The sequence below is a fragment of the Streptomyces sp. NPDC005492 genome (assembly GCF_040605995.1).
In the GTDB taxonomy this organism is placed as follows: Bacteria; Actinomycetota; Actinomycetes; order Streptomycetales; family Streptomycetaceae; genus Streptomyces.
Map to the genome: position 1 here is coordinate 158,593 of NZ_JBEXDX010000016.1, position 23,023 is coordinate 181,615.

The following is a 23,023-nucleotide window of genomic DNA, read 5'->3' on the forward strand; positions in this document are numbered from 1 at the left end:
TGCGGGGGAGGGTCAGTGGATGATTCCGGTGCGCAGCGCCACCGCGACCATGCCGGCGCGGTCGCCGGTGCCCAGCTTGCGGGCGATGCGGGCGAGGTGGCTCTTGACGGTCAGTGCGGACAGGCCCATGGAGACGCCGATCGCCTTGTTCGACTGGCCCTCGGCGACCAGGCGGAGCACCTCGACCTCACGGCCGGACAGTTCGCGGTAGCCACCCGGGTGGCTCGGGGAACCCGGGGGGCGGCGGTGCATACGGGCGGCGGCGGAGCCGATGGGGGCGACGCCGGGTCGGGTGGGGAGCCCGACGTTGGTGCGGGTGCCGGTGACGACGTAGCCCTTGACGCCGCCCGCGAGGGCGTTGCGCACGGCACCGATGTCGTCGGCGGCGGACAGGGCCAGGCCGTTGGGCCAGCCGGCGGCTCTGGTCTCGGAGAGCAGGGTGAGGCCGGAGCCGTCGGGCAGGTGGACGTCTGCCACACAGATGTCGCGGGGGTTGCCGATGCGGGGACGAGCCTCCGCGACGGACGAGGCCTCGATGACGTCGCGCACACCGAGCGCCCACAGGTGGCGGGTGACGGTGGAGCGGACGCGCGGGTCGGCCACGACCACCATGGCGGTCGGCTTGTTCGGGCGGTAGGCGACCAGGCTTGCGGGCTGCTCAAGGAGAACGGACACCAGGCCTCCTGGGTGTGGGACGACTTTCAAGGTCACAGTCGTCTTCGGCACCAAACCCCTGGGCCTTTAGAGAAAGATCACGATTTAGTGAGTAGCAATCAGTGCAATTCGGACGCGCTGTCGATCGTTCGGTGAACGAAACGGCTCGTTCGAGGGGTCACTCCTGATTGAAAGTGGCCGTATCGACAAAGGCACTGCAAGGGATCGGTAAGTCCTCGGTGTGACCGAGGTAAGGCTCAGCGTGACTGTGGTCCCCTGCGTTGCGGCAGCGTGACGATGGACGCGTCGCCCGGACCCGCCGGCGGCAGGCCCGCGACCTGGGCCAGCAGATCGCACCAGGAGGCCAGATGCGCCGCAGTGTCCGGGACACCGCCGAGTCCCTCGCGCGGTGTCCACGAGGCGCGGATCTCGATCTGCGAGGCCGACGGGCGCTCGGACAGCCCGCCGAAGTAGTGCGAGCTGGCGCGCGTGACGGTGCCGCTCGGCTCGCCGTACGTCAGTCCGCGCGCCTGGAGCGCGCCGGTCAGCCATGACCAGCACACGTCGGGCAGCAGCGGGTCCGCCGCCATCTCCGGCTCCAGCTCCGCGCGCACCAGCGTCACCAGCCGGAACGTGCCGTGCCAGGCGTCGTGCCCGGCCGGGTCGTGCAGCAGCACCAGCCGGCCGTCGGCCAGGTCCTGGTCGCCGTCGACGACCGCGGCCTCCAGCGCGTACGCATAGGGGGCGAGCCGCTGCGGAGCGGGCGTCGGGTCGATCTCGATCTGCGGTCGCAGCCGACTGTTCCGCAGGGCCTGGACCGCGGCCTGGAAAGCCGGCGGAGCCGTACCGCCCCCATCCCGGTCCCCCTCCTTGGAGTCGTCCATTCCGTCAGCGCCGTCCGACAATCGTCCCTGAGCCGCAGCCATGCGGGAAGATTAAGGGGAACGGAGGCATCGTGCGGGACTAGACACCCGCTCTTCGGCTCAGCACACCGTGTAATCGCGTTCTGGCGCCGTGCGAGACTTGCCCCGTGAGTGCCAACCAGAGCCCCGCGGGCCAGCAGCAGACCGCCACTTACGACTCCGCCTTCATGAAGGCGTGCAGGCGTGAGCCCGTGCCGCACACGCCGGTGTGGTTCATGCGCCAGGCCGGGCGCTCGCTGCCCGAGTACCGCAAGGTGCGCGAGGGCATCCCGATGCTCGAGTCCTGCACGCGGCCCGAACTGGCCGCCGAGATCACCCTCCAGCCGGTCCGCCGGCACGGCGTCGACGCGGCGGTCTACTTCAGCGACATCGTCGTCCCGCTCAAGGCCATCGGCATCGACCTCGACATCAAGCCCGGCGTCGGCCCGGTCGTCGAGAACCCGATCCGCACCCGCGCGGACCTCGCGCGGCTCCGCGACCTCACCCCCGAGGACGTCTCCTACGTCACGGAGGCCATCGGCCTGCTGACCGCCGAGCTCGGTTCCACCCCCCTCATCGGCTTCGCCGGCGCGCCTTTCACCCTCGCGAGCTACCTCATCGAGGGCGGCCCGTCCCGCACTTACGAGAACGCCAAGGCGATCATGTACGGCGACCCCGAGCTGTGGGCCGACCTCCTCGACCGCCTCGCCGACATCACCGTCGCCTTCCTCAAGGTCCAGATCGAGGCCGGCGCGAGCGCCGTCCAGCTCTTCGACTCCTGGGCCGGCGCCCTCGCCCCGGTCGACTACCGCCGCTCGGTGCTCCCCGCCTCCGCGAAGGTCCTGAGCGCGGTCGAGGGCTACGGCGTCCCGCGCATCCACTTCGGCGTCGGCACCGGTGAGTTGCTCGGCCTGATGGGCGAGGCCGGCGCGGACGTCGTCGGTGTCGACTGGCGTGTCCCGCTGGACGAGGCCGCCCGCCGCGTCGGCCCCGGCAAGGCGCTCCAGGGCAACCTCGACCCGACCGTCCTGTTCGCCTCCACGGAGGCCGTCGAGACCAAGACCCGCGAGGTCCTGGAGTCGGCGAAGGGTCTGGAGGGCCACATCTTCAACCTCGGGCACGGCGTGATGCCGACCACCGACCCGGACTCGCTCACCCGGCTCGTCGAGTACGTCCACACGCAGACGGGCCGATAGGCGCGCTCACCACGTGTGCCGGGGCCGCGCCCGTCTGCCGAACAGCAGACCGCGCGGTTCCGGCGGCGGGGGCGTGCCCGCCTTGAGCGGCCAGGCCAGCAGCATGCCCGCGAGGAAGCCGACGACATGCGCCGCGTACGCCACGGTGCCGGCCTCGGAGACGCCCTCGCCGGACGAGTAGAACGCCTGGAGCACGAACCAGAAGCCCAGCACCAGCCAGGCCGGCAGCCGCAGCGGCAGGAAGAACAGGAACGGCACCAGGACCCACACCCTGGCCTTCGTGTACAGCACCAGATAGGCGCCCAGGACACCGGCGATCGCCCCGGAGGCGCCGATCAGCGGGTCGGCCGAGTCCGCGTTGAGCAGTGCGAAGCCGTAGCCCGCCGCGTAGCCGCAGGCGACGTAGAAGAGCGTGTAGCGGATGTGGCCCATGCGGTCCTCGACGTTGTTGCCGAAGATCATCAGGAACAGCATGTTGCCCAGCAGGTGGATCCAACTGCCGTGCAGGAACATCGCGGTGAAAACGCTCAGCGGCGCCGACTTGTCGTAGGTCGGCGGGCCGGCCGCGCAGCTCGCGCCGCCGGGGCCCGCCTGGACGGCGCCGGTCGGGACCACCTGGGGCATCTGATGGTGGATCAACTCCCGTGGTACGGCCGCGTAGTGGTCCAGGAACGCCTGGAGATGGCACAACTGCGAGAGGTCGCTGCCACCCGCCACGGAACCGGCCATTCCGGGCGTGGACAGGAAGACGAGCACGTTCGCGGCGATGAGCGCGTACGTCACCCAGGGGGTGCGGCGCACGGGGTTCACGTCATGGACGGGGATGACCACAAGGGATTAGTGCCCCCGATCCGCCCGGCGAACCGGTGAACACCGCCCTCCGCCTGTGCGTATGACTCCTCAACCGCTCGCGGTGCGGGGAAGGCGTGTCGCGGGCACGACGTGAGGAACAGACCATGAACGACCGTATTTCCCCTCAGCTGCAGGCGACGCCCGACGGCGAGGCCGAGATCTCCCTGGTGGTGCGTCTCCCCTGGGAGGACGTCGCCAAGCTCGGTCAGGAAGCGGGCCGCCTCGCCGCGCAGATGCAGCGGCCGGTGACCCTGGACGAGGCGGTGAGCAACCGGCTGCGGTCCACGGCCCTGGGCGCCCACGCGAAGCCCGCGGCAGCGGCGCAGCCCGCCGCGATGATGCCGCCGAGCGCGTCGGTCTCCTCGCTGCCGGCCAGGCCGCCGGCCGAGCAGGCACGGCAGGCCATAGACCGCATCAACGGAACGGCGTAGGAACGTTCAACGAGGCCCGGCCTGGACCTTGGCGCTCGCCTTGCGGGCCGCCACCAGGACCGGGTCCCACACTGGGGAGAACGGCGGGGCGTAGCCCAGGTCCAGCGCCGTCATCTGTTCCACCGTCATACGGGCCGTGAGGGCGACCGCCGCGATGTCGACGCGCTTGGCGGCGCCCTCCCGGCCGACGATCTGCACGCCCAGGAGACGGCCGGTACGGCGTTCGGCGAGCATCTTCACCGTCATGGGGGAGGCCTCGGGGTAGTAGCCCGCCCGGCTCGTCGACTCGATGGTGACCGCCTCGAACCGCAGGCCCGCCCGCCGGGCGTCCTTCTCGCGCAGCCCGGTACGCGCGATCTCCAGATCGCACACCTTGCTCACGGCCGTACCGACCACCCCCGGGAAGGTCGCGTAACCGCCGCCCGCGTTCGTACCGATGACCTGCCCGTGCTTGTTGGCGTGCGTCCCCAGGGCGATGTGCCGCTCCCGCCCGGAGACCAGGTCGAGCACCTCGACACAGTCGCCCCCGGCCCAGATGTTCTCGTGCCCGCGCACCCGCATCGCCAGGTCGGTGAGCAGCCCGCCGTGCTCCCCGAGCGGCAGCCCGGCCGCCTTGGCGAGCTCGGTCTCCGGCCGGACACCGATCCCCAGCACCACGACGTCCGCCGGGTACTCCGCGTCCTCGGTGACGACCGCCCGTACCCGCCCGTCGTCCCCGGTGCGCACTTCGGTGACCCGGGCGTCGTTGACCATGGTGATGCCCAGGCCCTCCATCGCCTTGTGCACCAGCCGGCCCATGTCCGGGTCGAGCGTCGACATCGGCTCCTGGCCCCGGTTGACGACGGTGACGTCATACCCCCGGTTGACGAACGCCTCCGCCATCTCCACCCCGATGTACCCGGCCCCGACCACCACCGCGCGGCGGCCACGCGTGCGTGCCAGCGAGTCGAGCAGCGCCTGCCCGTCGTCGAGCGTCTGCACCCCGTGCACCCCGGGGGCATCGACACCGGGCATGTCCGGACGGACCGGCTGCGCCCCGGTCCCGATCACGAGTTTGTCGTACGACGTCCAGGACTCGGCCCCCGAGTCGACGTCCCGCGCGCGTACCTGCCCGCCCGCGACGTCGATCTCCACGACCTCGGTGCGCATCCGCAGGTCGATGTCGCGCTCCCGGTGCTGCTCCGGGGTGCGGGCGATCAGGTCGTCCGGACCGGACACCTCGCCGCCCACCCAGTAGGGGATCCCGCACGCCGAGTACGAGGTGAAGTGGCCGCGCTCGAAGGCCACGATCTCCAGCTCGTCGGGCCCCCTGAGGCGGCGTGCCTGCGACGCCGCGGACATGCCCGCGGCGTCGCCTCCGACGACGACCAGTCGTTCCCGGGTACCCCTCGCACGGCTCATGCTCATGCGAACACGCTACGGGGACCGATCATTTCAGTCCTGCCCACCCTGCGCCCGAGCGTGCCGCAGCCGCAGCCATACGAGGACTGCCAGCGCCGCCACCGCCGCGAAGGGCAGTGCCGCGCCGAGTGCCAGGGCGATCCAGCGCAGCATCGTGACGAAGACGTGCCAGCCGCCCGCCACCGCGTCCACGAAGCCCGGGCTGTCGTCCTTCGCGGCGGCCTTTGCCACCGGGGTCTGCGACAGGGACAGCGTGATGGTGGCCAGGCTGGTGCGGTCTTTCAGGGAGGCCTGTCGCGCGAGCAGCGCCTCCAGGTCGGACTCGCGGGTGCTCAACTCGCCCTCCAGCTCCACCACATCGCTCAACTTGGTGGCCCGGTCCATCAGTTCACGCACGCGTGCCACGCTGGCCCGCTGCGAGGTGATCCGGCTCCGCACGTCCACGACCTGGTCGGTGACGTCCTGCGCCTTCGCGGTGCGGTCGAGCAGCCGGCCCGTGCCCTCCAGGTCGGCGAGGACCTCGTCGTACTTGTCGGTGGGCACGCGCAGGACGACCCGGGTGCGTTCGTGGCCCTGTCCGTCGCGGGTGGTCGTCTCGTCGCCGACGAACCCGCCCGCGTTCTCTGTCGCGGTGCGGGCCTCGTCGAGCGCCTTCGGTACGTCCTTGACCCGCACGGACAGCGATGCCGTACGGATGATGCTGCTCGCGGTGAGCTTGGGCACGGACCCGGTGTCCTTGGCGTTGCCGCTGCCCGATGCGCCCTCCTGTTGGGCGGTACCCGGAGCCGCGGCCTTGGCGTCCCCGCCGGCGTCGCTGGCGGAGGTGTCGTTCGCGCCGCCGCTGCACCCGGCCAGCGCGAGGACGGATGCCAGCAGGAGCCCGGCCAGGGCCCGCACGGGCCGTACGGAGTGTCGTGTGCGCATGTGTCGCTACCCCCGAGGGTCGTCGTGACGACTGACGCACCTTCGACGCCCGGGCCGGACCGGACGTTGGCCGGAAACGGTTCCGATGCGGTCACGGTCGGGACGCGCATCGGACACCGGGCCGGAGTCGGACTGTCAGTGGGGTCTGAGAGGCTGGGGGCATGGGTGAAGTGGAGACGCGCGGGGGCACAGGGCAGGTCGTCGTCATCGGCGCCGGGATCGCGGGGCTGGCCGCCGCGCACCGGCTGCTGGACAGAGGCGTGCGGGTGACGGTCGTCGAGGCGTCGGACCGCATCGGCGGCAAGCTGCTGCCGGGCGAGATCGCGGGCGCGCGCGTGGACCTCGGCGCCGAGTCGATGCTGGCCCGCCGCCCCGAGGCCGTCGCGCTGGCCCGCGAGGTGGGTCTCACCGACCGACTCCAGCCGCCGGCCACGGCCACCGCGTCGATCTGGACCCGGGGTGCCCTGCGCCCGATGCCCAAGGGCCATGTCATGGGCGTTCCGGGCACCGCCTCCGCCCTCTCCGGAGTCCTCTCCGACGAGGGTCTGCACCGCATCGAGCGCGATGCCGACCTGCCCCGCACGGAGGTCGGCGACGACGTGGCGGTCGGGGAGTACGTGGCGGCACGCCTCGGCCGCGAGGTCGTCGACCGCCTGGTGGAGCCACTGTTGGGCGGGGTCTACGCGGGCGACGCGTACCGCATCTCGATGCGCTCCGCCGTCCCGCAGCTCTTCGAGGCCGCGCGGCGGCACGACTCCCTCACCGAGGCCGTCCGGGGCATCCAGGAGCGCGCCGCCGCCGCACAGCAGACCGGCCCCGTCTTCATGGGCATCCAGGGCGGAGTGGGCCAACTGCCGCTCGCCGTCGCGGAGTCGGTGCGCGCGCGGGGCGGCGAGATCCTCACCGGGACACCGGTGACGGAGCTGCGCCGCAGCGGGGCGGCCGGCTGGCGGGTCGTCGCCGGAGACCGCGTCCTGGACGCCGACGGGGTGATCGTCGCCGTACCCGCGCCGGCCGCCGCCGCACTGCTGCGGGCCGAAGTACCCGGCGCCGCCGCCGAGTTGGCCGCCGTCGAGTACGCCTCGATGGCCCTGATCACCCTCGCCTACCGCCGCGCCGACATCGACCTCCCCGAGGGCAGCGGCTTCCTGGTGCCGCCCGTCGACGGCCGCACCATCAAGGCGTCCACCTTCGCCTCCCAGAAGTGGGGCTGGATCGCCGACGAGAACCCGGACGTGGTGGTGGTGCGCACCTCGGTGGGCCGGTACGGCGAGGCGGCGGTCCTGGAGCGCGAGGACACCAGCCTCGTGGACGTCTCGCGGCACGACCTGCGCGAGGCCACCGGTCTCGACGCCACACCCCTAGACACCCGCGTCATCCGCTGGACCGACGGCCTGCCCCAGTACCCGGTCGGCCATCACGCGCGCGTGGCCCGCGTCCGCGACCACGTCGGCAAGCTGCCCGGCCTCGCCGTGTGCGGCGCGGTCTACGACGGCGTCGGCATCCCGGCCACCATCGCGAGCGCGTACGCGGCCGTCGAGCGGCTGACCGGCGACCCGGTGCCGAGCGCGCCGGGCGGAGCGGGAGAATAGCCCCATGAGTGACGACGCCCCCACCACCGAGCCCGGCCGCATCCCGAACAAGGGCAAGCTGGCCAAGGACCTCAACGAGGCCATCCGCTACACGCTGTGGTCCGTCTTCAAGCTGAAGGACGTACTGCCCGAGGGCCGTGCCGGATATGCCGACGAGGTCCAGGAGCTGTTCGACCAGCTCGCCGCGAAGGACGTCACGGTCCGCGGCACGTACGACGTGTCGGGCCTGCGCGCCGACGCCGACCTCATGATCTGGTGGCACGCCGAGACCGCCGACCAGCTCCAGGAGGCGTACAACCTCTTCCGCCGCACCAAGCTCGGCCGCGCCCTGGAGCCGGTCTGGTCGAACATGGCGCTGCACCGCCCCGCCGAGTTCAACCGCGCGCACATCCCGGCCTTCCTGGCCGACGAGTCGCCGCGCGACTACATCAGCGTGTACCCGTTCGTGCGCTCCTACGACTGGTACCTGCTGCCCGACGAGGACCGCCGCCGCATGCTCGCCGACCACGGCAAGATGGCCCGCGGCTACCCGGACGTGCGCGCCAACACGGTCGCCTCGTTCTCGCTCGGCGACTACGAGTGGATCCTCGCCTTCGAGGCCGACGAGCTGTACCGCATCGTCGACCTCATGCGCCACCTCCGCGCCTCCGAGGCCCGTATGCACGTCCGCGAGGAGGTCCCGTTCTACACGGGCCGCCGCAAGGACATCGCCGAACTGGTGGCGGGCCTGGCCTAGGGCCTGTCCGGCGGATCCTGTCGCAGACGCGGGGCGTGGCACGCGCGTCTGCGGCGTTGCCGTCGGTTGCCGACTCCCTCATCGCGTCGCCGCCCTCCTCCGCCTTGCAGCCGCACGCACCACGCCCCGCTCACGGGCGCTGATCAGGCACCGCAGATTTCCTGCGACCTGATCCGCCGGACAGGCCCTGGCCGGAGCCCGTCAGCCCTGGGCGGCCTTTCCCTTGACGGACTCCTTCACCGGGGTCCGGTGGGAACGGTCGCCCGGCGACACCGCCTTCGGCTCCGCGTGCGGCGCGCACGCGGCCTGCCGCTCGGGCATTCGCCCCTCCAGCAGATACGCGTCCAGGTATCCGTTGACGCACTTGTTGGCGCCGCCCGCGATGCCATGCGTCCCGGCGTCCCGCTCGGTCACCAACACCGAGTCGGAGAGCCGCCGTTGGAGTTCGAGCGCCCCGTCGTACGGGGTCGCCGCGTCCCGTTCGGCGGCCAGGATCAGCACCGGCGGCAGCTCACCCGGCACGGTCCGCACATCGAGGGGCTGCTGCCGGGGCGCGGTCCAGTAGGCGCAGGGCAGGTTCATCCACACGTTGTCCCAGGTCTCGAAGGGCGCCACGCGCGCGAGCCGGGTGTTGTCCCGGTCCCAGACGCTCCAGTCCGTCGGCCAGGGCGCGTCGTTGCACTCGACGGCCGTGTAGACGGCGTTGCTGTTCTCCGCCTCGACGGCCGCCTCCGGCGTCGGCCCGGCCTGCTCGATCAGCGGCTTCGGGTTGCCCTTCAGATAGGCCGACAGGGCCGCCGCGCTGTGCGGCCAGTAGTCGTCGTAGTACCCGGCCGACAGGAACGCGCCCTGCAACTGCGCAGGCCCCACCTTGCCGCCCGCGGGTTTCTCGGCGAGCTGCGCCTGGGCCTTCTCGTAACTGCGCAGCACCTTCTCGGCGGTGTCGCCGAGGCCGTACACGTCGTCGTGCTTGGCGGCCCACTCCCGGAAGTCCGCCCAGCGGCCCTCGAACGCGGCCGACTGGTCGAGGTTGTCGCGGTACCAGATCTGCTCGGGGTCCGGGTTCACCGCCGAGTCGAAGACCATCCGCCGTACGTGGGAGGGGAAGAGCGTCGCGTACAGCGCCCCGAAGTACGTCCCGTAGGACGCGCCCATGAACGTCAGCCTGTCCTCGCCGAGGGCCGCGCGCAGGACGTCCAGGTCACGGGCGTTGTTGAGGGAGGTGTAGAAACGCAGCTTGCCGCCGGAGCGCTTGGCGCAGCCGCGCGCGTAGGCCTTGGCCTCCGCGACGCGCTCCTTCTTGTACGACTCCGAGGGGTACGTCGGCGACTGCGAGGGCGCCTTGAAGAAGTGCTTGGGGTCCACGCAGGACAGCGGTGACGACTTGTCGACCCCGCGCGGGGCGTAGCCGACGAGGTCGTAGGCCGACGCGATGCGCTTCCACTCGGGGAGCATGCCGATCAGCGGGAAGTACAGGCCGGAGGCGCCGGGGCCGCCCGGGTTGTAGACCAGGGAGCCCTGGCGGGGGACTCTGCGCTTGCTGTTGTGCGGGTCCTTGTGGGTGGCCCGGGCGCGGCTGACGGTCAGTCTGATCTGCTTGCCGTCGGGGTGCGCGTAGTCGAGCGGGACGGAGACCGTGCCGCACTCCATGGTGCCGGGCATGTCCTGGGCGCCGGGGCACTTCCCGAAGCCGATGCCCTTGGCCCGGGCGTGCGCGGCGGCGAGCGTGGTGCCGGTCTGCTCGGCGTCGCCCGGGGCACCGGTGGCCGGGGCGGCGGCGAGGGTGGTCAGGAGCAAGGACCCGGCGGCGGAGTACAGGGCGGCGGCTCGCATGGTGGCGTATCCCTTCGGAGCACGGCAGCAACAAAAGGGATGTTTCGTTCGGTTGTTGGCGAAGGCAAGCACCATCGGGCCGGTGTCGGCCCCAATGACCCCTGTGCGCCCCCTGGCGCACTCTCACGCCGCGGTCAGCGGCGCCACTCGTCGAACTGCCCGCGGTACTGCTCGCGGTGCGCGAAGGCCGCCCGCAGATCCGGCTCGCCGACCGCGCGGATGCCGCGTACGGCGACGGAGGTGAGATACGTACGGTCGTCGGCGCCGCCGCCCGCGTGCCGGGCCAGCGCGCCGAGCAACCGCTGTCCGGCCGGCGAGGCCCAGCGCGAGTACGGGTGCACCTCGACCCGGGCGATCGCCAGACAGCTCAGCGTGACGGCGAGCGGCAGCGCGAACCAGAGCGCGACCAGTCCGCGCGGCATCTCGGCCCCCGGCGTCAACAGCGCGGTCGCGCCCAGCGCGAGCACGGCGAGCGCGGCGGCCCGCACCTGCCGGACCCCGGAGGCAACGGTCGTACTGCTTCCGTCCGGTACGGCGAGACCCGCGTCGACGAGTCGGTCCGCCACGTCGCGCACCGCGTCCGTGGCCGCCGCGGTGGCCCGCACCGGGGCGATCCGGGACTGCCCGTCGGGCCCGATGGCGCCGATCACCGACCGCTCGATGTCGTCCCGGCCGCGCGGGTCGACGACGGTCGCCCAGCCGGTGTGGGCGAGCAGCAGCCGGTGCTGCCGTGCCATGGAGACGAGCGTCAGATCGGCGACCCGCGCGGGACCGCCGGACAGGAACGCCGCCTCGTAGAGCGTCAGATCATGCCCTTTGCCCATGTCGTCCACGTCGACGGCCGCCGCTCTGACGGCGGCCAGGCACAGCCGCGTGCACGCCGTGCCGGCGACGGCCCAGGCCAGGAGCAGGAGAAGGACCCAGAACATGCCAAGTTTCTATGCCAAAGGCCCAGTAGAACGCCATGCCTTGTTCACAATCCGGACGGAGCGTTGCCTGCACGTGACGTTCCGGTTGTCCGGAAACCCACCACGGTCGAAACCGTTCTACGGCTGGGCCGACGGCGGCGGGCTGGAGGCGGCCGGCGGGAGCGTGTAGGTCGGGGAGACCGACGGAGTCAGTGGGACCACCGAGCCGACTCCGGCGGAGCCGGTCACCGGGGGCGCGCTCGAAGCGGCCATCTCCCGGGCCAGGGCGGAGAAGTCGACGTACCCGGTGGCCTCCAGGACCTTGATGTGGTCCAGGACGGTCGTGTTCGCGTCGTCGGCGAGGGCGCGGACCAGCGAGTTCTGGGTGGTCGCGCGGACCTGCGCGACCACCGTGAACACCTTGCCGTGCGCGACGCGCAGGAGGTTGGCGAACTTGCTGTCGAAGTCCACGCCCTGCGCCGCGTTCAGCGTGGCGAGCCACTGCTGTTGCTGCGCGTTGGGCCGGTCGGGCAGCGGCAGCCCGAGCTTGGCCGCCACGTCCCGCACCCGCTCGTCCAGGAATGTGTGCCCGTCGATGAGGTGCTGCCCCGCCGTGCGTACGGCCGCGGTGGTGCCCTTCTCCTCGGCCTGCTGACCGGCCGGCAGCTCCCAGAGCCCGGCCAGCCTGACCCTGGTCACGAAGTCCCGGTCCAGCGCGGACAACGGCCCGTACTGCGTGGCCACGGTCTGGTCGCTGAGCACGCTCGCGCCGACGGTCCCGGACCGGTCCGCGTACGACCAGACCGGGAAGATCAGCGCGGCCAGCGTCGCGGTCAGACCCATGATGATGACGCCGGTGCCACTGAAGATGCCTCGGCCCTTTACGGGGGAACGCGGTCGCATGGGGTGCCTCCTGTCACGGCACCGCACGGGAGTGTGTTTCTCGTGAACCTCTCGTGCGGGACCGCAATATTACTGTGGAGTCACTGTCGGCCTCCAAGGCCCCTCCCGGCCGATCGCACCCCTCAACGGCGCAACAGCACCCGCCGGGTGGCCCGGGCGAGCCGGACCGTCGGCCGCGCCGTCCGCGGGACCGGGCCGGAGCGCTCCAGCCACCAGTCACGCAGTGCCCGCCTGACCTCGGCGTCCTCGGGCCCGCCCGAGAGCAGCACCTGCCCGGCGAAGTCCAGCGCGTCACGCCGGTAGCCGCCGGTCATCGGGTGCGTGTGCGCGTACGCGAGGAAGGCCGAGCGGTAGCCGTCCCCGAGGATCTCCGGCAGCTCGGGAGCCACCTTCGCCACGACGTCGGCCCGCTTCACCCCGAGCGCCCGCGCCTGCACACCGAGCCGTACGCGGTCGAACCCGTCGGGGAGGGGAGTGCCGGCCACCAGGGCGGAGAGCAGGGCGGTCTGGGCGAGCGCGAGGCGCTGACGGGCGGACCCGGGAGCGGGAGCGGCGGCCGGGGGCGTGGCGGGTGTCCGTGTCCCGCCGCTCACGGTGCGCGCCCGCCCCTTCGCCAGCGCCCCGCGGATCGCGGTCAACTCCCGCTCCAGCTCGGCGGGTTCGGGGAAGTTGTCGTCGCGCTCCAGCAGCACCCCCGGCGGCGAGACGCGGGAGGCCAGGTCCGTCAGGATGTCGAGGACCGGGGCGGGGACCGGGTGGGCGTGGGTGTCGTGCCAGACGCCGTCGCGTTCGACACCGCCCGCGACATGGACGTAGGCGATGGCCTCGACGGGCAGTTCGGCGAGGGCCCTGGCCGGGTCCTCGCCGCGGTTGACGTGGTTGGTGTGCAGGTTCGCCACGTCGATCAGGAGCCGTACGCCGGTGCGGTCGGCCAGTTCGTACAGGAACTGGCCCTCGGTCATCTCCTCGCCCGGCCAGGCGAGCAGCGCGGCGATGTTCTCGACGGCGAGCGGCACGGGCAGCGCGTCCTGGGCGATGCGGATGTTCTCGCAGAGCACGTCCAGGGCGTCCCGGGTGCGCGGCACGGGCAGCAGATGGCCGGCTTCGAGGAGCGGGGAGGCGGTCAGGGGGCCGCCGGCGCGGACGAACGCGATGTGCTCGGTGACCAGGGGCGAGCCGAGCGCCTCGGCCCGTTCGGCGAGCGCCGTCAGCCTGCGCTCGTCGGGCCGGTCCGCGCCGCCGAGGCCGAGCGAGACACCGTGCGGGATCACGGTCACCCCGCGCTCGCGCAGCCGTAGCAGCGATGAGGGGAGGTGGCCGGGGCAGACGTTCTCGGCCACGGCCTCGACCCAGTCGATGCCCGGCATGCGCTCCACGGCGTCCGCGATCTCCGGCCGCCATCCGATGCCCGTCCCCAGTCGCTCCATCGTCCGTCCCCGTCCTGCACGCGATCAATGAACTCCACAAGGCCGCTGTTCGGCGTGCCGGAGGTATCGCCCATTGACGGGGCCCCGAACCTCCGCGGTGTCACCTTCAGAGCAACATTTGAGGTTCGGGGCCACGGCCCGGCTGGCTAACCGAGCACGCCGATCGAGTCGACCGGATCCGGTCGGCCGGTGTTCACCGTGCCCGGTGCTCCGGCGGACGGCTGTGAGGTGGCCCCGATGTCCGGGCTGCCCTCGGCGGGCGGTGCCGAGGGCACGAACTGGCCGGGCAGGGGCGCCGCGGGACCGGTCGGGCTGGCGGTCGAGGCGTTCGCGATCTCGTTGGCGATGGCGTCGAAGTCGACCCGCCCGGTCTTCTCCAGCATCGTGATGTGGTCGAGCACGGTCTGGTTGGTGTCCGAGGCGAGCTGTCTGACCAGGCTGTTGCGGGTGGTGTTCCGTACGGCGCCGATGGCCGGGAAGATCTTGCCGTGCGCGGCCCGCAGCAGGTTGGCGAACTTGTATTCGTACTCCGCGCCGGTCGCCGCGCTCATCTCCCGCAGCCAGCCCTGCTGTTGCTCGTTCGGCACGTTGGGCAGGACGACACCGAGCTGGGCCGCGACGATCCGCACCCGCTTGTCCAAGTCGGTGTGACCGACGACGAGATGGTCACCGGCCTCCTTGATCGCCTGGCTGGGCGCCCGCTCGATCGCCTGCTGCCCGGCCGGCAGTTCCCACAGCCCGGCCAGCCGCACCCGCACGATCAGGTCCCGGTCGGCCGCCGTCAGCGGCCCCCACTGGGTGTTGACGGTGCCCGCCGCCACGTTCGCCTGACCGGTGCCCGAGCGGTCGCCGTACGACCACACGGGAAAGGCCAGTGCGCCGGTGGTGGCGACGATGGCCGCGATGAGCACAGCCGTACCGTTGATACGACGCAAGGGAGCCTCCCGGGAAATCAACTGGTCGTTGGAGAAGCCGACGCGTGGCCAGTGCCAGGAGGTACGCGCGGGACGGCCGCCTTGTTCAAGCGGAGGGCAGCTTTACGTAAAGGGCAGGCAAAGAAGGCGAGTTCGTCAGCTCCTCGTCGACCACTGCTCCGGCGACCGGCCGAGCAGCCGTAGCGTCTTGTCGAGCGGGTCGGCTGCCGGGGGTACGTCGAGCGGCGGGGCGAACGCGAACCCCGGTCCGCGCCCTGCCGGGTCGGTCGGTACCAGCCGGGCCACCACCAGGGCGACGTCCAGGACGTCGTCCGGCAGGTCCAGCCGCACGCCGAGGGTGGCGGCGGCGTCCCAGGCGTGGACGACGTAGTCGATGAAGTGGAAGCCGATCGCCGTCCGGCCGGGGAAGCTCGCGCCCAGCTCCGGCAGCGTGAACTCCCGTTCGGAGACGCCGGGTTCGGCGAACGCGGCGAGGACGGCCGTGGCCGCCGCGCGATGCGTCCGGGCCGGCTCGCTCAGGTCATCCGGCTCCCGCCAGTACGCCCTGTCCTGACCCGCGCCCCGCGCGGCGGCCGCGAATCCGTGGTGCTGCGCGGTCATGTGCGCCACGAGCCGGCGCAACGTCCACCCCGCGCAGGGCGTGTCCCGCTCCCAGTCCTCGTCCCGCGCCCACTCCAGCACGCGCAACGCCTCGTACACGGCGATCCGGTCGAGCTCGACGATGTCCGTTCCGGTGGCAGTCATGGGCGTGAGCCTAGAAACTGTGCGAACGGTCGTGCTACTTGTTTTCGGCCGAAGTGAGGGAGGGGTTGGGTGGTGAAGTGCCTTGTGTGTCAGGTGGCTTGCGGGACTCGCGAAGGGTCCGTGGCCGCGCCTCGCAGCCGTGCCGCTATGCCGATCCGGGCCCGGCGGTACGCGGTCTCCTCGTCGTGCAGTACGGAGACCGCGTTGGCCGTCTCCATCAACGCGACCAACTCGAAGGCGAGTTGGGGTATGTCGGTGTCGGCCCGCAACTCGCCCGCGTCCCGGGCCTCGGTGATCGTCCGTTCCACGAGGGCCGTCCAGGCCCGCTGCGCGCCGACCACCGCGTCGTGCACCGGCCCGGAGCGGGCGTCGAACTCGGCGATGACCTCGTAGAAGAAACAACCCCCCGGGAAGACCCGTCCCCGCGAGTACTCCAGCCACAGCTCGCACAGCCGCCACAACCGGCCTACTCCGGCCGGGAGTTCGGCGGCGGGCCTGATCACCCGCTCGGTATAGATACGGGCGGCCTCGCGCACGGTGGCCAGTTGCAGCTCCTGCTTGGATCCGAAGAGCGCGAACACGCCGCTCTTGCTGAGCCGCAACTCGGTGGCCAGCCGGCCGACGGACAGTGCCTCCAGGCCTTCGACGGAGGCGATGTCGACAGTACGGCGCAGGATCACCCGCCGGGTGCGGTTGCCCCGCTCGACCCGGCCGTCGAGTCGTGTCATGACGGCATCCTAAGCAACGTGAGGGGGGACGGGCCTTTGGCCGGCTATCCCGTACACCGTGAACTCCGCTTGCCTGGCAGGGACTTCGGCCTGCGGCGAGTCTGCCGTAAGCGTTCGGGGAGCGGTCTGCGGTAGTCGGGGAGGAGTCGTTGGGTGAGGAACGCGGACTTCAGGAAGAGGCGGACGGTGCGCTCGCGTCGCGGGGTGAGGGTGCCGATGCGGTGGAGTCGGCAGACCTGTTCGCCGGCGAGGTATCGGGTCAGGTCTCTGCCGAACTCCCGTAAGGGGAAGGGGAACCAGCGCTCGGCGAAGTGCTCCATCATCGCGGTCGCCACCCGATGGCCAAACTCCGTCGCCTCGTACGGCCGCGCGTCGAATTTCAGCGCGAACTCGGTCATCGCGTCCCAGTCCTCGGGGAACGCCTCACCGGCGAGCGGGCCGGACTCGCGTTCCAGGAGGCGGAAGAGGGTCTGTGCCCAGCGATGCCAGGCGACCTTCATGTTGTCGCTCGTGCCGGGCAGGCCCAGCGAGGTCTGGAGACGGTCGGCGGACGTGGCCAGCAGGACCAGGGGATAGACGAAGTCGTCGACGTCGTCGAAGTTGCCGGGCAGGTGCGGGGTCGCGCGGGCGATCGCCAGGTGCATGCGGTTGAGTCGCTCGGCCGCGCTACGGCCCGCCGGGCTGGACAGCCCGTCCACCATCCACGCCATCAGGAACTCGTTGCCGTCCTCGAAACGCCGCCGGGGCCTCGTCTCCAGCTTCCCGGTGTGGGCGAGGGTGGCGGATCCGTGGCCCGGCCGCATCATGCGCATGGTGCCGGGATAGACCATCATCGCCAGCGCGAACTCGGGGACGCGGTGGCCGACGTAGAGCGAGATCATGCGCTCCCAGTCGGTGTCCGGGTCCAGCCGGGCCAGTTCGCGGTCGACCCACTTGTAGCCACGGCCACGGCGCACGGTCGGTCCCCCCATTCGGACTTTCAGTGGAGGGACGCTCGGGCGCGGGCCGGTCGATGCCTCGGTCGGTCGTGATCTGTGTCACCTCGACCGAGAGTCACCGGTGTCCACCCGAGGGTGGAGCCGCCGATTCAACCCGTGGGTGGTGGTGATCCACTCCGGTCGAGGAGCAGTCTTGGGCCATGGGCTCACTACATTCCGCACTCGTCGCTCTCACCGGCGGCTGTGTCCTGGTCTTCGTCGTGGCCTGGCTCGCGGGCGCCGTCTACTTCGGCGTGAAGAGCGAGACCGGGGCGCGCGGCTGGGCGCACGGCCTGCGCCGCACCCTGCCGCAGCGGGCTCTGCTGATCGCGGGCTGCTGCGCGGTCTCCATCCTCATCAACCGCGGCCCGGACGGCTTCTGGCGTCATCTCCAGTACTGGCAGCCGGAGTTGGCGCTCCTGGGCGCCCTGATCGCCGTCGCCTCCACCGCTCTGCTGCTGTGGTCCCGCTGGGTCCTGGGCGTCATGTGGGCCAGCGTCCCGATGGTCCACGACCACCACGAGCTGCGCACCGAGGGCCCCTACCGAATAGTGCGGCACCCCATCTACACCGGACTCCTCGGCCTGATCTTCGGCGGGATGCTGGCCTGCGGCTTCGGCGTCTGGATCGTGTTCCTGGCCGTCGCGGTCCCCTGGCTGTTGCGCAGGGTGCGGATAGAGGACGGCATGATGGCCGACCGGTTCGGTGCGTCCTACGAGGCCTATCGCTCCCGCGTTCCGGCGCTGATCCCGTGGACACGGCACGCTCGGGCCGGGGTGCCGCGCTCTCACGCCGGGTAACGCGCGACGTCAGCCGGCCGGTCGCTCGCCCTCGCCCGCCAGGTCGCCGACCCGGTCGTGCCCCTCGACCGCGACGGTCAGCCCGGGTGCGATCTCCGTGAAGCCCGCGTCCCGGACCAACGGCCGCTCGGTGCTGGTGAGTTCGGCCCAGTGAGCGGGGTCGGCGGTGCGGACGGAGAGCGGGAAGCCCGCCTGACGCCAGGCGGTCCGGTCGGTGTCCGACAGCTCCCACCAGGCCAGTTGGGCGCCGTGGCCGGTCTGGGCCATCGTCTTGCCGGCGGACATGTCGAGGTCGGGGTTCAGCCAGAGCACCGGCGCCGCCGGGTCCGCGTCGGCCGGTGGTTCGGGGTCGTCGAGGTCGGTGCCGGAGACCTGCAGCCGGGCCAGGTCCTTGGGCCAGCCGTCGAGCGGGACGGGCGGGAAGACGCGCACCTGTGCCGACTTCCCGGTGACCGTGATGCCCGGCAGTGCCTCGGCCCGCCGCCACTCGGCCCCGCGCGCCCGCCGGACCACCTTCCGGATCCGCGCGTCCTGCCAGTCCCGCATGACCTGCGCCCACTCCCCGTCACCGACGGCCCGGTCGTCGCTGAGAATGGTCAGCACGGCCCGGGCGGCCGTCTCCAGCGCGTCCGTCCGCGCCGGGGGAGCGTCGCGCTCGATCCGGACGACCAGGGGCAGCACGAACTGCGGAGCCTCGTCGCGCGCGGTGCGCTCGTTGCGGAAGGGGTCGGGATCGTCGCCGGGGACGGTGGAGTCACTGGTCACGTCCTCCAGTCTGCCAGGCGGAAGATCGGCTCTCCCCGGGGCGGGGGCAGGGGCCTTGCACGGAAAGGAGTGGGGGCCGGGAGGATGGGACGCATGCCACGTGAGCTACGACTGGAGGGCGCGGGCCGCCGCTACGGACTGCGCGGCCCCTGGGTCCTGCGCGGGGTGGACCTGGCGCCGGCGGCCGGCACCCTCACCCGGATCGAGGGCGCCAACGGCACCGGAAAGTCCACCCTCCTCCGTCTCCTCGCCCGCATCGACGCACCCACCGAAGGCCGCGTCACCGGCCGCCCCCGCACCGCCTACGTCCCCGAACGCTTCCCGCAGGCGCTCCCCTTCACCGCCGAGGGCTATCTCACCCACCTCGGCAGAGTGCACGGCCTCTCCCGTACGGCGGCGGCGCGCGCGACCGGTGAGTGGCTCGACCGCTTCGGCGCCACGGCCTACGCCGGTACCCCCATGACCCGTCTCTCGAAGGGCAGCAGCCAGAAGGTCGCCGTGGCCCAGGCCCTGCTCGCCGAGCCGGAACTGCTCGTCCTCGACGAGGCGTGGACCGGCCTGGACGCGGACGCCCGGGCCGAGTTGGAGCGGGCCGTGGCCGAACGGACGGCGGCCGGCGGAGCCGTCGTCTTCGTCGACCACGACCCGCGCCGCCTCGCGGGGGCGCCCGACGCGACCTATACCGTCATGGACGGAACCCTCAACCGCCGTACGGACACGACCGCTTCACCGTCCGGACCGCAGGTATGGGTGGACGTCCAAGGCCCGCCGGGAAGCCAACTCCCCACTGAGGCACACCAGTTCCTCACCTCAGCGACGCAGCTCACCCCCGGCACCCACCGGTTGACCGTCCCCGCCACCCACTCGGACGTCCTGCTCCGCGCCCTGCTGACGGCCCGCCCGCCCTGGCACGTGGTGAGCCTGAACCCGCGGACGGACCTCCCCGTCGACGACGAAAGCCCCCGGTGACCGCGATGACGGCCCTCCTGCGCTACCAGGCCGCCCTCCTGCTGCGCTCCCAGCGCTGGCTCCCGCCGCTCATCCTGTACGTCGCGTTCCTGGGCATCGGCGTCCAGGGCGGGCAGCCGGTGCTCGACTCGCTCGGCTACACGGCGGCGGCCCTGCTCCCCGTCGCCGCCTGGCTGGTGCGGATCTGCACGACCAACGAGCCGCCCGCGGCCCGCAGTTGTGTCGCGGCGGCGGTCGGTCCCGGACGGGCGCACCTCGCCTCGCTGCTGGTCGCGCTGAGCACCGCGGCGGGCCTCGGCGCGGTGGCCACCGCCGTCGTCACGCTGATCAGCGACCCGGCGAGCGTCGATCACCGCACCCGGGTGCCGCTCCCCGCCGCCGCTGCGGCCGGTCTGCTCGCGACCCTGGTCGGCGCCCTGCTCGGCACGGCGGTCGGCGCGCTCACCAACTGGCCGCTGCTGCGCTCGCCCGGCCGGGCCGTTCCCGCGATGCTGCTGGCGGCGCTGCTGTCCGTGGTGGTGAGCGGCTCCCCGGCACAGGCGGCGGTCAGCGGCCTGGTCACCGGTTCGCGGTCGGGCACGGTCCAGCTCCCGTTGCTGCCCCTGGCCGCCGCGGCCCTGGTCACGGCGGCCGCGACCGCCGTGGCCTGCGCCCTCACCTCCCGCCGCTCACCCTGAACAGGCGGTCCGCTGTGCTTCCTGCCACTCGCAGACGGGGCACAGCGTGATCCCCTTGTGCGTCTCGGGGTACTCGGTGGGCTCCCGGCACAGCACGCACTCCGCGTACGCCGGCGCCGGTTCTTCGTCACTCATGCGGCCAGCGTACGAGGAGGGCGTGAACCTCAGTGGTGCCGGTCCGTGGCGCCGATCAGCTCGGAGACCTTCACGAACCGGTATCCCTTCTTGCGCAGCTCGGGCACGATCATGCGGACGGCCCGTTCGGTCGCCGGGGCGGCGCTGCGCGTGCAGTGCATGACGACGACCGAGCCGGGCTTCACACCGGCCAGCACCTGCTGGGCCACGGCGTCGGAGTCCGTCGCGAAGGCGTCGCCGCTCACCACGTCCCACTGCACCGCCGTGACACCGACCGCGCTCAACGCCTTCAGCGCCTGCCGGTCGTAACACCCGCCGGGGAAACGGAAGTACGGCATCGCGTTCGGCACGCCCGCCTTCTTGAACGCGGTGTACGCCCGCTCCACATCCGACTTCATCCGGTCCGGGGAGACGGTCGGCAGGCCGTAGCAGTCGCCGGTGAAGGCGTAGTGGCTGTAGGAGTGGTTGGCGATCTCGAACTGCGGGTCCCGGCCGATGGCACGGGCCTCGGCCGGATACTCGTCGGCCCATCGACCGGTCATGAACACGGTCGCCGGCACCTTCAAGGTGCGCAAGGTGGCGATGAGCTGCGGATTGTCGAAATGCTCACCGGCTGCCGCGCGCGGCCCCTGATCGGCCGTCATGTCGGCGTCGAAGGTCAGCGCGACGGTCTTGCCGTCGGCCCGGGGACCGTTCTTGAAGACGGGCGTCAGACCGGCGGGGCCGGGCGCGAGGGTCGGGGGCCGCGAGGGGGCGGCGGTGGGCGCGCTGGGCGCCGGACGGGAGGCGTGGGGCGCCGCGGGGGCCCCGCAGGCGGAGAGCGCGGCGCCGAGCGCACAGGCGGCGGCGACTCGTCGTACACGAATGATCACCGTAAGAACATAGGTGAATAAAAGTGATTAATCGGGCATCGACACGGAAGTCGGCCCGGGGGTCGGCGCGGCGTGGGTCGTCAGCCCTCGCTCAGGAGCCGTCCCCGGAAGGCCTCGACGTCGAAGTCCGCCTTCGGGTACCGCGGGTCCAGGGCCGTCAGATGGTCCAGGAGCAGGCGGGTGACGGCCCAGTTGCGGTACCACTTGCGGTCGGCGGGGATCAGGTACCAGGGAGCCTCAGACGTGGTGCAGCGGGCGAGCGCGGTCTCATAGGCCTGCTGGTAGGCGGGCCACAGGGCGCGTTCCTCGATGTCGCCGGGGTTGAACTTCCAGTGCTTGTCCGGGTTGTCGAGGCGTTCGAGCAGACGGCGGCGCTGTTGGTCGTAGGAGATGTGGAGGAAGCATTTGACGACGGTCACGCCGTCGTCGGTCAGGGACTGCTCGAAGCGGTTGATGCGGCCGTAGCGGTCGTTGATCTCGCGGTGCGGGGCGAGTTCGCGGACGCGGGCGATGAGGACGTCCTCGTAGTGGGAGCGGTCGAAGATGCCGATCTCGCCGGATGTGGGGAGGGCTCGTTTGATGCGCCAGAGGAAGTCGTGTTTGCGTTCCTTGGGTGTGGGCGCCTTGAAGGCTCGGATGCGGCAGCCGGAGGGGTTGAACAGACCGATGACGTGCTTGACCGTGCCACCCTTGCCGCTGGTGTCCATGCCCTGGAGGACCAGCAGCAGGCGGCGCCGGTCACCGGCGGTGCTCGCCGCCCACAGGCGTTCTTGCAGGTCGGCGAGGTGCTCGCCCATGCGGGCCATGTCTTTGAGGCCTGAGGCCTTGTCGTCGGGGCCGCCAGGGGTGGCCGCCGCGTCGTAGGAGGAGAGATCGACCGGCTTGTCGGCGGGGACGCGCAGCAGCTCGCCGAGGGCCGGTGCCTTGCTCTTCTTCCCGTGCTTGTGTTTCGCGCCCTTCTCGGCCATGGGGCACCCCTTCCGGTCGGCTCCCTCGATCCTGCGGCGCGGGGGCGGGGACCGCCAGTCAGCGTGTCCGAGGCGAGGGTGCGGTCGGTCAGGTCCGGTGCACCGACCCGCCCGCGAAGGCCACCGGCGGTGTCACCTGCTCGCCGTCGCGCGGGAGCGTGCCGCTCTCGGCGAGGGCCCTACTCGCGGCCGCGATCCGCTGCGAGGTGCCGGGTGCGGGCGCGGACGAACCGCCTCCGTCCTCCCCGCATCCGGCGACGGTTCCCAGGAGGGCTGCCACGGCGACGATCGCTAACTTCGGGCGCATGGCGGCATGTTACTGCTCGACTGCGGGCGGGGGAGGGGACTGCGGTGGTTGCGCCTGTGCCCGCTCCAGGAAGCGGAGCAGTTCCACCGGGAAGGGGAGGACCAGGGTCGAGTTCTTCTCGGCGGCGACCGCCACCACCGTTTGCAGCAGGCGGAGTTGGAGTGCGGCGGGCTGTTCGGACATCTGCTCCGCGGCCTCGGCGAGTTTCTTCGAGGCCTGCAACTCGGCGTCCGCGTTGATGATCCGGGCCCGCCGCTCACGGTCGGCCTCGGCCTGGCGGGCCATCGAGCGCTTCATCGTCTCGGGCAGGGACACGTCCTTGATCTCGACGCGGTCGATCTGCACGCCCCAGCCGATGGACGGGCTGTCGATCATCAACTCCAGGCC

General features: G+C 71.8%; 26 protein-coding genes. 7 read left to right on the forward strand and 19 right to left on the reverse strand.

Annotated features, from left to right (window positions below; genetic code table 11):
- Positions 1-12: 12 nt before the first annotated feature.
- The gene (locus ABZT04_RS22840; RefSeq protein WP_055514175.1) at positions 13-675 is read right to left on the reverse strand and encodes a response regulator transcription factor; all 663 of its coding nucleotides are present in this window, start codon (positions 673-675) and stop codon (positions 13-15) included.
- Positions 676-911: 236 nt separating this feature from the next.
- Positions 912-1,580, reverse strand: coding sequence for a DUF3000 domain-containing protein (locus tag ABZT04_RS22845; protein WP_078623169.1), 669 nt, complete (start codon positions 1,578-1,580; stop codon positions 912-914).
- 104 nt (positions 1,581-1,684) lie between these two features.
- On the opposite strand from ABZT04_RS22845, the gene hemE reads away from it, so the two are divergent.
- Positions 1,685-2,752 carry a uroporphyrinogen decarboxylase gene (gene hemE, locus ABZT04_RS22850; protein WP_356058756.1) on the forward strand — a complete coding sequence of 356 codons (1,068 nt, stop codon included), beginning with the start codon at positions 1,685-1,687 and terminating at the stop codon, positions 2,750-2,752.
- A 6-nt stretch (positions 2,753-2,758) separates the two neighbouring features.
- Here hemE and ABZT04_RS22855 read toward each other — a convergent pair whose 3' ends face one another.
- A complete protein-coding gene (locus ABZT04_RS22855) occupies positions 2,759-3,583 on the reverse strand; it encodes a rhomboid family intramembrane serine protease (protein ID WP_355901913.1) in 825 nt (274 codons plus the stop codon).
- Between the two features lie 125 nt (positions 3,584-3,708).
- Between ABZT04_RS22855 and ABZT04_RS22860 the strand changes: the two genes are divergently transcribed.
- Positions 3,709-4,035: a hypothetical protein gene (locus ABZT04_RS22860; protein ID WP_356058757.1), complete on the forward strand. Its 327-nt coding sequence runs from the start codon at positions 3,709-3,711 to the stop codon at positions 4,033-4,035.
- A 6-nt stretch (positions 4,036-4,041) separates the two neighbouring features.
- Here ABZT04_RS22860 and ABZT04_RS22865 read toward each other — a convergent pair whose 3' ends face one another.
- Both ABZT04_RS22865 and ABZT04_RS22870 read right to left on the reverse strand, forming a co-directional pair.
- Positions 4,042-5,442 carry an FAD-dependent oxidoreductase gene (locus tag ABZT04_RS22865; RefSeq protein ID WP_356058758.1) on the reverse strand — a complete coding sequence of 467 codons (1,401 nt, stop codon included), beginning with the start codon at positions 5,440-5,442 and terminating at the stop codon, positions 4,042-4,044.
- Between the two features lie 27 nt (positions 5,443-5,469).
- Complete coding sequence (locus tag ABZT04_RS22870) at positions 5,470-6,360, reverse strand: DUF4349 domain-containing protein (RefSeq protein ID WP_356058759.1); 891 nt, start codon at positions 6,358-6,360, stop codon at positions 5,470-5,472.
- A 161-nt stretch (positions 6,361-6,521) separates the two neighbouring features.
- Between ABZT04_RS22870 and hemG the strand changes: the two genes are divergently transcribed.
- Both hemG and hemQ read left to right on the forward strand, forming a co-directional pair.
- Positions 6,522-7,952 (forward strand): protoporphyrinogen oxidase, encoded by a 1,431-nt coding sequence (gene hemG, locus ABZT04_RS22875; RefSeq protein ID WP_356058760.1) that lies wholly within the window; start codon positions 6,522-6,524, stop codon positions 7,950-7,952.
- 4 nt (positions 7,953-7,956) lie between these two features.
- Positions 7,957-8,688, forward strand: a complete 732-nt coding sequence (hemQ, locus tag ABZT04_RS22880; protein ID WP_356058762.1) for a hydrogen peroxide-dependent heme synthase — start codon at positions 7,957-7,959, stop codon at positions 8,686-8,688.
- A 201-nt stretch (positions 8,689-8,889) separates the two neighbouring features.
- Here the strand turns inward: hemQ and ABZT04_RS22885 are convergent, their stop codons facing one another.
- The 8 genes from ABZT04_RS22885 to ABZT04_RS22920 form a co-directional block, all read right to left on the reverse strand.
- Positions 8,890-10,521 (reverse strand): alpha/beta hydrolase, encoded by a 1,632-nt coding sequence (locus tag ABZT04_RS22885; RefSeq protein WP_356058763.1) that lies wholly within the window; start codon positions 10,519-10,521, stop codon positions 8,890-8,892.
- A gap of 134 nt (positions 10,522-10,655) precedes the next feature.
- The gene (locus ABZT04_RS22890; RefSeq protein ID WP_356058764.1) at positions 10,656-11,450 is read right to left on the reverse strand and encodes a TIGR04222 domain-containing membrane protein; all 795 of its coding nucleotides are present in this window, start codon (positions 11,448-11,450) and stop codon (positions 10,656-10,658) included.
- Between the two features lie 117 nt (positions 11,451-11,567).
- Positions 11,568-12,332 carry a DUF4142 domain-containing protein gene (locus tag ABZT04_RS22895; protein WP_356058765.1) on the reverse strand — a complete coding sequence of 255 codons (765 nt, stop codon included), beginning with the start codon at positions 12,330-12,332 and terminating at the stop codon, positions 11,568-11,570.
- Between the two features lie 122 nt (positions 12,333-12,454).
- Positions 12,455-13,759, reverse strand: a complete 1,305-nt coding sequence (locus ABZT04_RS22900) for a DUF692 domain-containing protein (RefSeq protein ID WP_356058767.1) — start codon at positions 13,757-13,759, stop codon at positions 12,455-12,457.
- A gap of 146 nt (positions 13,760-13,905) precedes the next feature.
- Positions 13,906-14,694: a DUF4142 domain-containing protein gene (locus ABZT04_RS22905; protein WP_356058768.1), complete on the reverse strand. Its 789-nt coding sequence runs from the start codon at positions 14,692-14,694 to the stop codon at positions 13,906-13,908.
- A 135-nt stretch (positions 14,695-14,829) separates the two neighbouring features.
- On the reverse strand, positions 14,830-15,438 hold the full coding sequence (locus ABZT04_RS22910; RefSeq protein ID WP_356058769.1) for a TIGR03086 family metal-binding protein: 609 nt from the start codon (positions 15,436-15,438) through the stop codon (positions 14,830-14,832).
- An 89-nt stretch (positions 15,439-15,527) separates the two neighbouring features.
- A complete protein-coding gene (locus tag ABZT04_RS22915; protein ID WP_356058770.1) occupies positions 15,528-16,166 on the reverse strand; it encodes a TetR family transcriptional regulator in 639 nt (212 codons plus the stop codon).
- Positions 16,167-16,210: 44 nt separating this feature from the next.
- Positions 16,211-17,122, reverse strand: a complete 912-nt coding sequence (locus ABZT04_RS22920) for a DUF2236 domain-containing protein (RefSeq protein WP_356058771.1) — start codon at positions 17,120-17,122, stop codon at positions 16,211-16,213.
- 182 nt (positions 17,123-17,304) lie between these two features.
- On the opposite strand from ABZT04_RS22920, the gene ABZT04_RS22925 reads away from it, so the two are divergent.
- Positions 17,305-17,943, forward strand: a complete 639-nt coding sequence (locus tag ABZT04_RS22925) for an isoprenylcysteine carboxylmethyltransferase family protein (RefSeq protein WP_356058772.1) — start codon at positions 17,305-17,307, stop codon at positions 17,941-17,943.
- Between the two features lie 9 nt (positions 17,944-17,952).
- On the opposite strand, the gene ABZT04_RS22930 is transcribed toward ABZT04_RS22925, so the two are convergent.
- A complete protein-coding gene (locus tag ABZT04_RS22930) occupies positions 17,953-18,708 on the reverse strand; it encodes a peptidyl-tRNA hydrolase (protein WP_356058773.1) in 756 nt (251 codons plus the stop codon).
- A 93-nt stretch (positions 18,709-18,801) separates the two neighbouring features.
- On the opposite strand from ABZT04_RS22930, the gene ABZT04_RS22935 reads away from it, so the two are divergent.
- Both ABZT04_RS22935 and ABZT04_RS22940 read left to right on the forward strand, forming a co-directional pair.
- A complete protein-coding gene (locus tag ABZT04_RS22935) occupies positions 18,802-19,677 on the forward strand; it encodes an ATP-binding cassette domain-containing protein (RefSeq protein ID WP_356058788.1) in 876 nt (291 codons plus the stop codon).
- 5 nt (positions 19,678-19,682) lie between these two features.
- A complete protein-coding gene (locus ABZT04_RS22940) occupies positions 19,683-20,354 on the forward strand; it encodes an ABC transporter (RefSeq protein WP_356058789.1) in 672 nt (223 codons plus the stop codon).
- Here ABZT04_RS22940 and ABZT04_RS22945 read toward each other — a convergent pair.
- The 5 genes from ABZT04_RS22945 to ABZT04_RS22965 all read right to left on the reverse strand — a co-directional run.
- Positions 20,346-20,489 carry a hypothetical protein gene (locus ABZT04_RS22945; RefSeq protein WP_355901877.1) on the reverse strand — a complete coding sequence of 48 codons (144 nt, stop codon included), beginning with the start codon at positions 20,487-20,489 and terminating at the stop codon, positions 20,346-20,348. The genes ABZT04_RS22940 and ABZT04_RS22945 overlap by 9 nt on opposite strands.
- Before the next feature lie 29 nt (positions 20,490-20,518).
- Entirely contained in the window at positions 20,519-21,361 is an 843-nt protein-coding gene (locus tag ABZT04_RS22950) for a polysaccharide deacetylase family protein (RefSeq protein WP_356058774.1), read from the reverse strand.
- A gap of 80 nt (positions 21,362-21,441) precedes the next feature.
- Positions 21,442-22,329 carry a PPK2 family polyphosphate kinase gene (locus ABZT04_RS22955; RefSeq protein WP_356058775.1) on the reverse strand — a complete coding sequence of 296 codons (888 nt, stop codon included), beginning with the start codon at positions 22,327-22,329 and terminating at the stop codon, positions 21,442-21,444.
- A gap of 88 nt (positions 22,330-22,417) precedes the next feature.
- Positions 22,418-22,636, reverse strand: a complete 219-nt coding sequence (locus ABZT04_RS22960) for a hypothetical protein (RefSeq protein WP_356058777.1) — start codon at positions 22,634-22,636, stop codon at positions 22,418-22,420.
- A 9-nt stretch (positions 22,637-22,645) separates the two neighbouring features.
- Positions 22,646-23,023: SPFH domain-containing protein (locus ABZT04_RS22965; RefSeq protein WP_356058778.1), on the reverse strand; the 378-nt coding region annotated here is incomplete at its 5' end.

What these genes read in the sequence shown, in the direction of transcription:
- ABZT04_RS22865 (WP_356058758.1), bottom strand. Translation starts at nt 5,442, where the DNA reads ATGAGCATGAGCCGTGCGAGGGGTACCCGGGAACGACTGGTCGTCGTC.
- ABZT04_RS22925 (WP_356058772.1), top strand. Translation starts at nt 17,305, where the DNA reads ATGGGCTCACTACATTCCGCACTCGTCGCTCTCACCGGCGGCTGTGTC.
- hemG (WP_356058760.1), top strand. Translation starts at nt 6,522, where the DNA reads ATGGGTGAAGTGGAGACGCGCGGGGGCACAGGGCAGGTCGTCGTCATC.
- hemQ (WP_356058762.1), top strand. Translation starts at nt 7,957, where the DNA reads ATGAGTGACGACGCCCCCACCACCGAGCCCGGCCGCATCCCGAACAAG.
- ABZT04_RS22845 (WP_078623169.1), bottom strand. Translation starts at nt 1,580, where the DNA reads ATGGCTGCGGCTCAGGGACGATTGTCGGACGGCGCTGACGGAATGGAC.
- ABZT04_RS22935 (WP_356058788.1), top strand. Translation starts at nt 18,802, where the DNA reads ATGCCACGTGAGCTACGACTGGAGGGCGCGGGCCGCCGCTACGGACTG.
- ABZT04_RS22910 (WP_356058769.1), bottom strand. Translation starts at nt 15,438, where the DNA reads ATGACTGCCACCGGAACGGACATCGTCGAGCTCGACCGGATCGCCGTG.
- ABZT04_RS22890 (WP_356058764.1), bottom strand. Translation starts at nt 11,450, where the DNA reads ATGTTCTGGGTCCTTCTCCTGCTCCTGGCCTGGGCCGTCGCCGGCACG.
- ABZT04_RS22895 (WP_356058765.1), bottom strand. Translation starts at nt 12,332, where the DNA reads ATGCGACCGCGTTCCCCCGTAAAGGGCCGAGGCATCTTCAGTGGCACC.
- ABZT04_RS22960 (WP_356058777.1), bottom strand. Translation starts at nt 22,636, where the DNA reads ATGCGCCCGAAGTTAGCGATCGTCGCCGTGGCAGCCCTCCTGGGAACC.
- ABZT04_RS22940 (WP_356058789.1), top strand. Translation starts at nt 19,683, where the DNA reads ATGACGGCCCTCCTGCGCTACCAGGCCGCCCTCCTGCTGCGCTCCCAG.
- ABZT04_RS22900 (WP_356058767.1), bottom strand. Translation starts at nt 13,759, where the DNA reads ATGGAGCGACTGGGGACGGGCATCGGATGGCGGCCGGAGATCGCGGAC.
- ABZT04_RS22915 (WP_356058770.1), bottom strand. Translation starts at nt 16,166, where the DNA reads ATGACACGACTCGACGGCCGGGTCGAGCGGGGCAACCGCACCCGGCGG.
- ABZT04_RS22955 (WP_356058775.1), bottom strand. Translation starts at nt 22,329, where the DNA reads ATGGCCGAGAAGGGCGCGAAACACAAGCACGGGAAGAAGAGCAAGGCA.
- ABZT04_RS22870 (WP_356058759.1), bottom strand. Translation starts at nt 6,360, where the DNA reads ATGCGCACACGACACTCCGTACGGCCCGTGCGGGCCCTGGCCGGGCTC.
- ABZT04_RS22945 (WP_355901877.1), bottom strand. Translation starts at nt 20,489, where the DNA reads ATGAGTGACGAAGAACCGGCGCCGGCGTACGCGGAGTGCGTGCTGTGC.
- ABZT04_RS22885 (WP_356058763.1), bottom strand. Translation starts at nt 10,521, where the DNA reads ATGCGAGCCGCCGCCCTGTACTCCGCCGCCGGGTCCTTGCTCCTGACC.
- ABZT04_RS22860 (WP_356058757.1), top strand. Translation starts at nt 3,709, where the DNA reads ATGAACGACCGTATTTCCCCTCAGCTGCAGGCGACGCCCGACGGCGAG.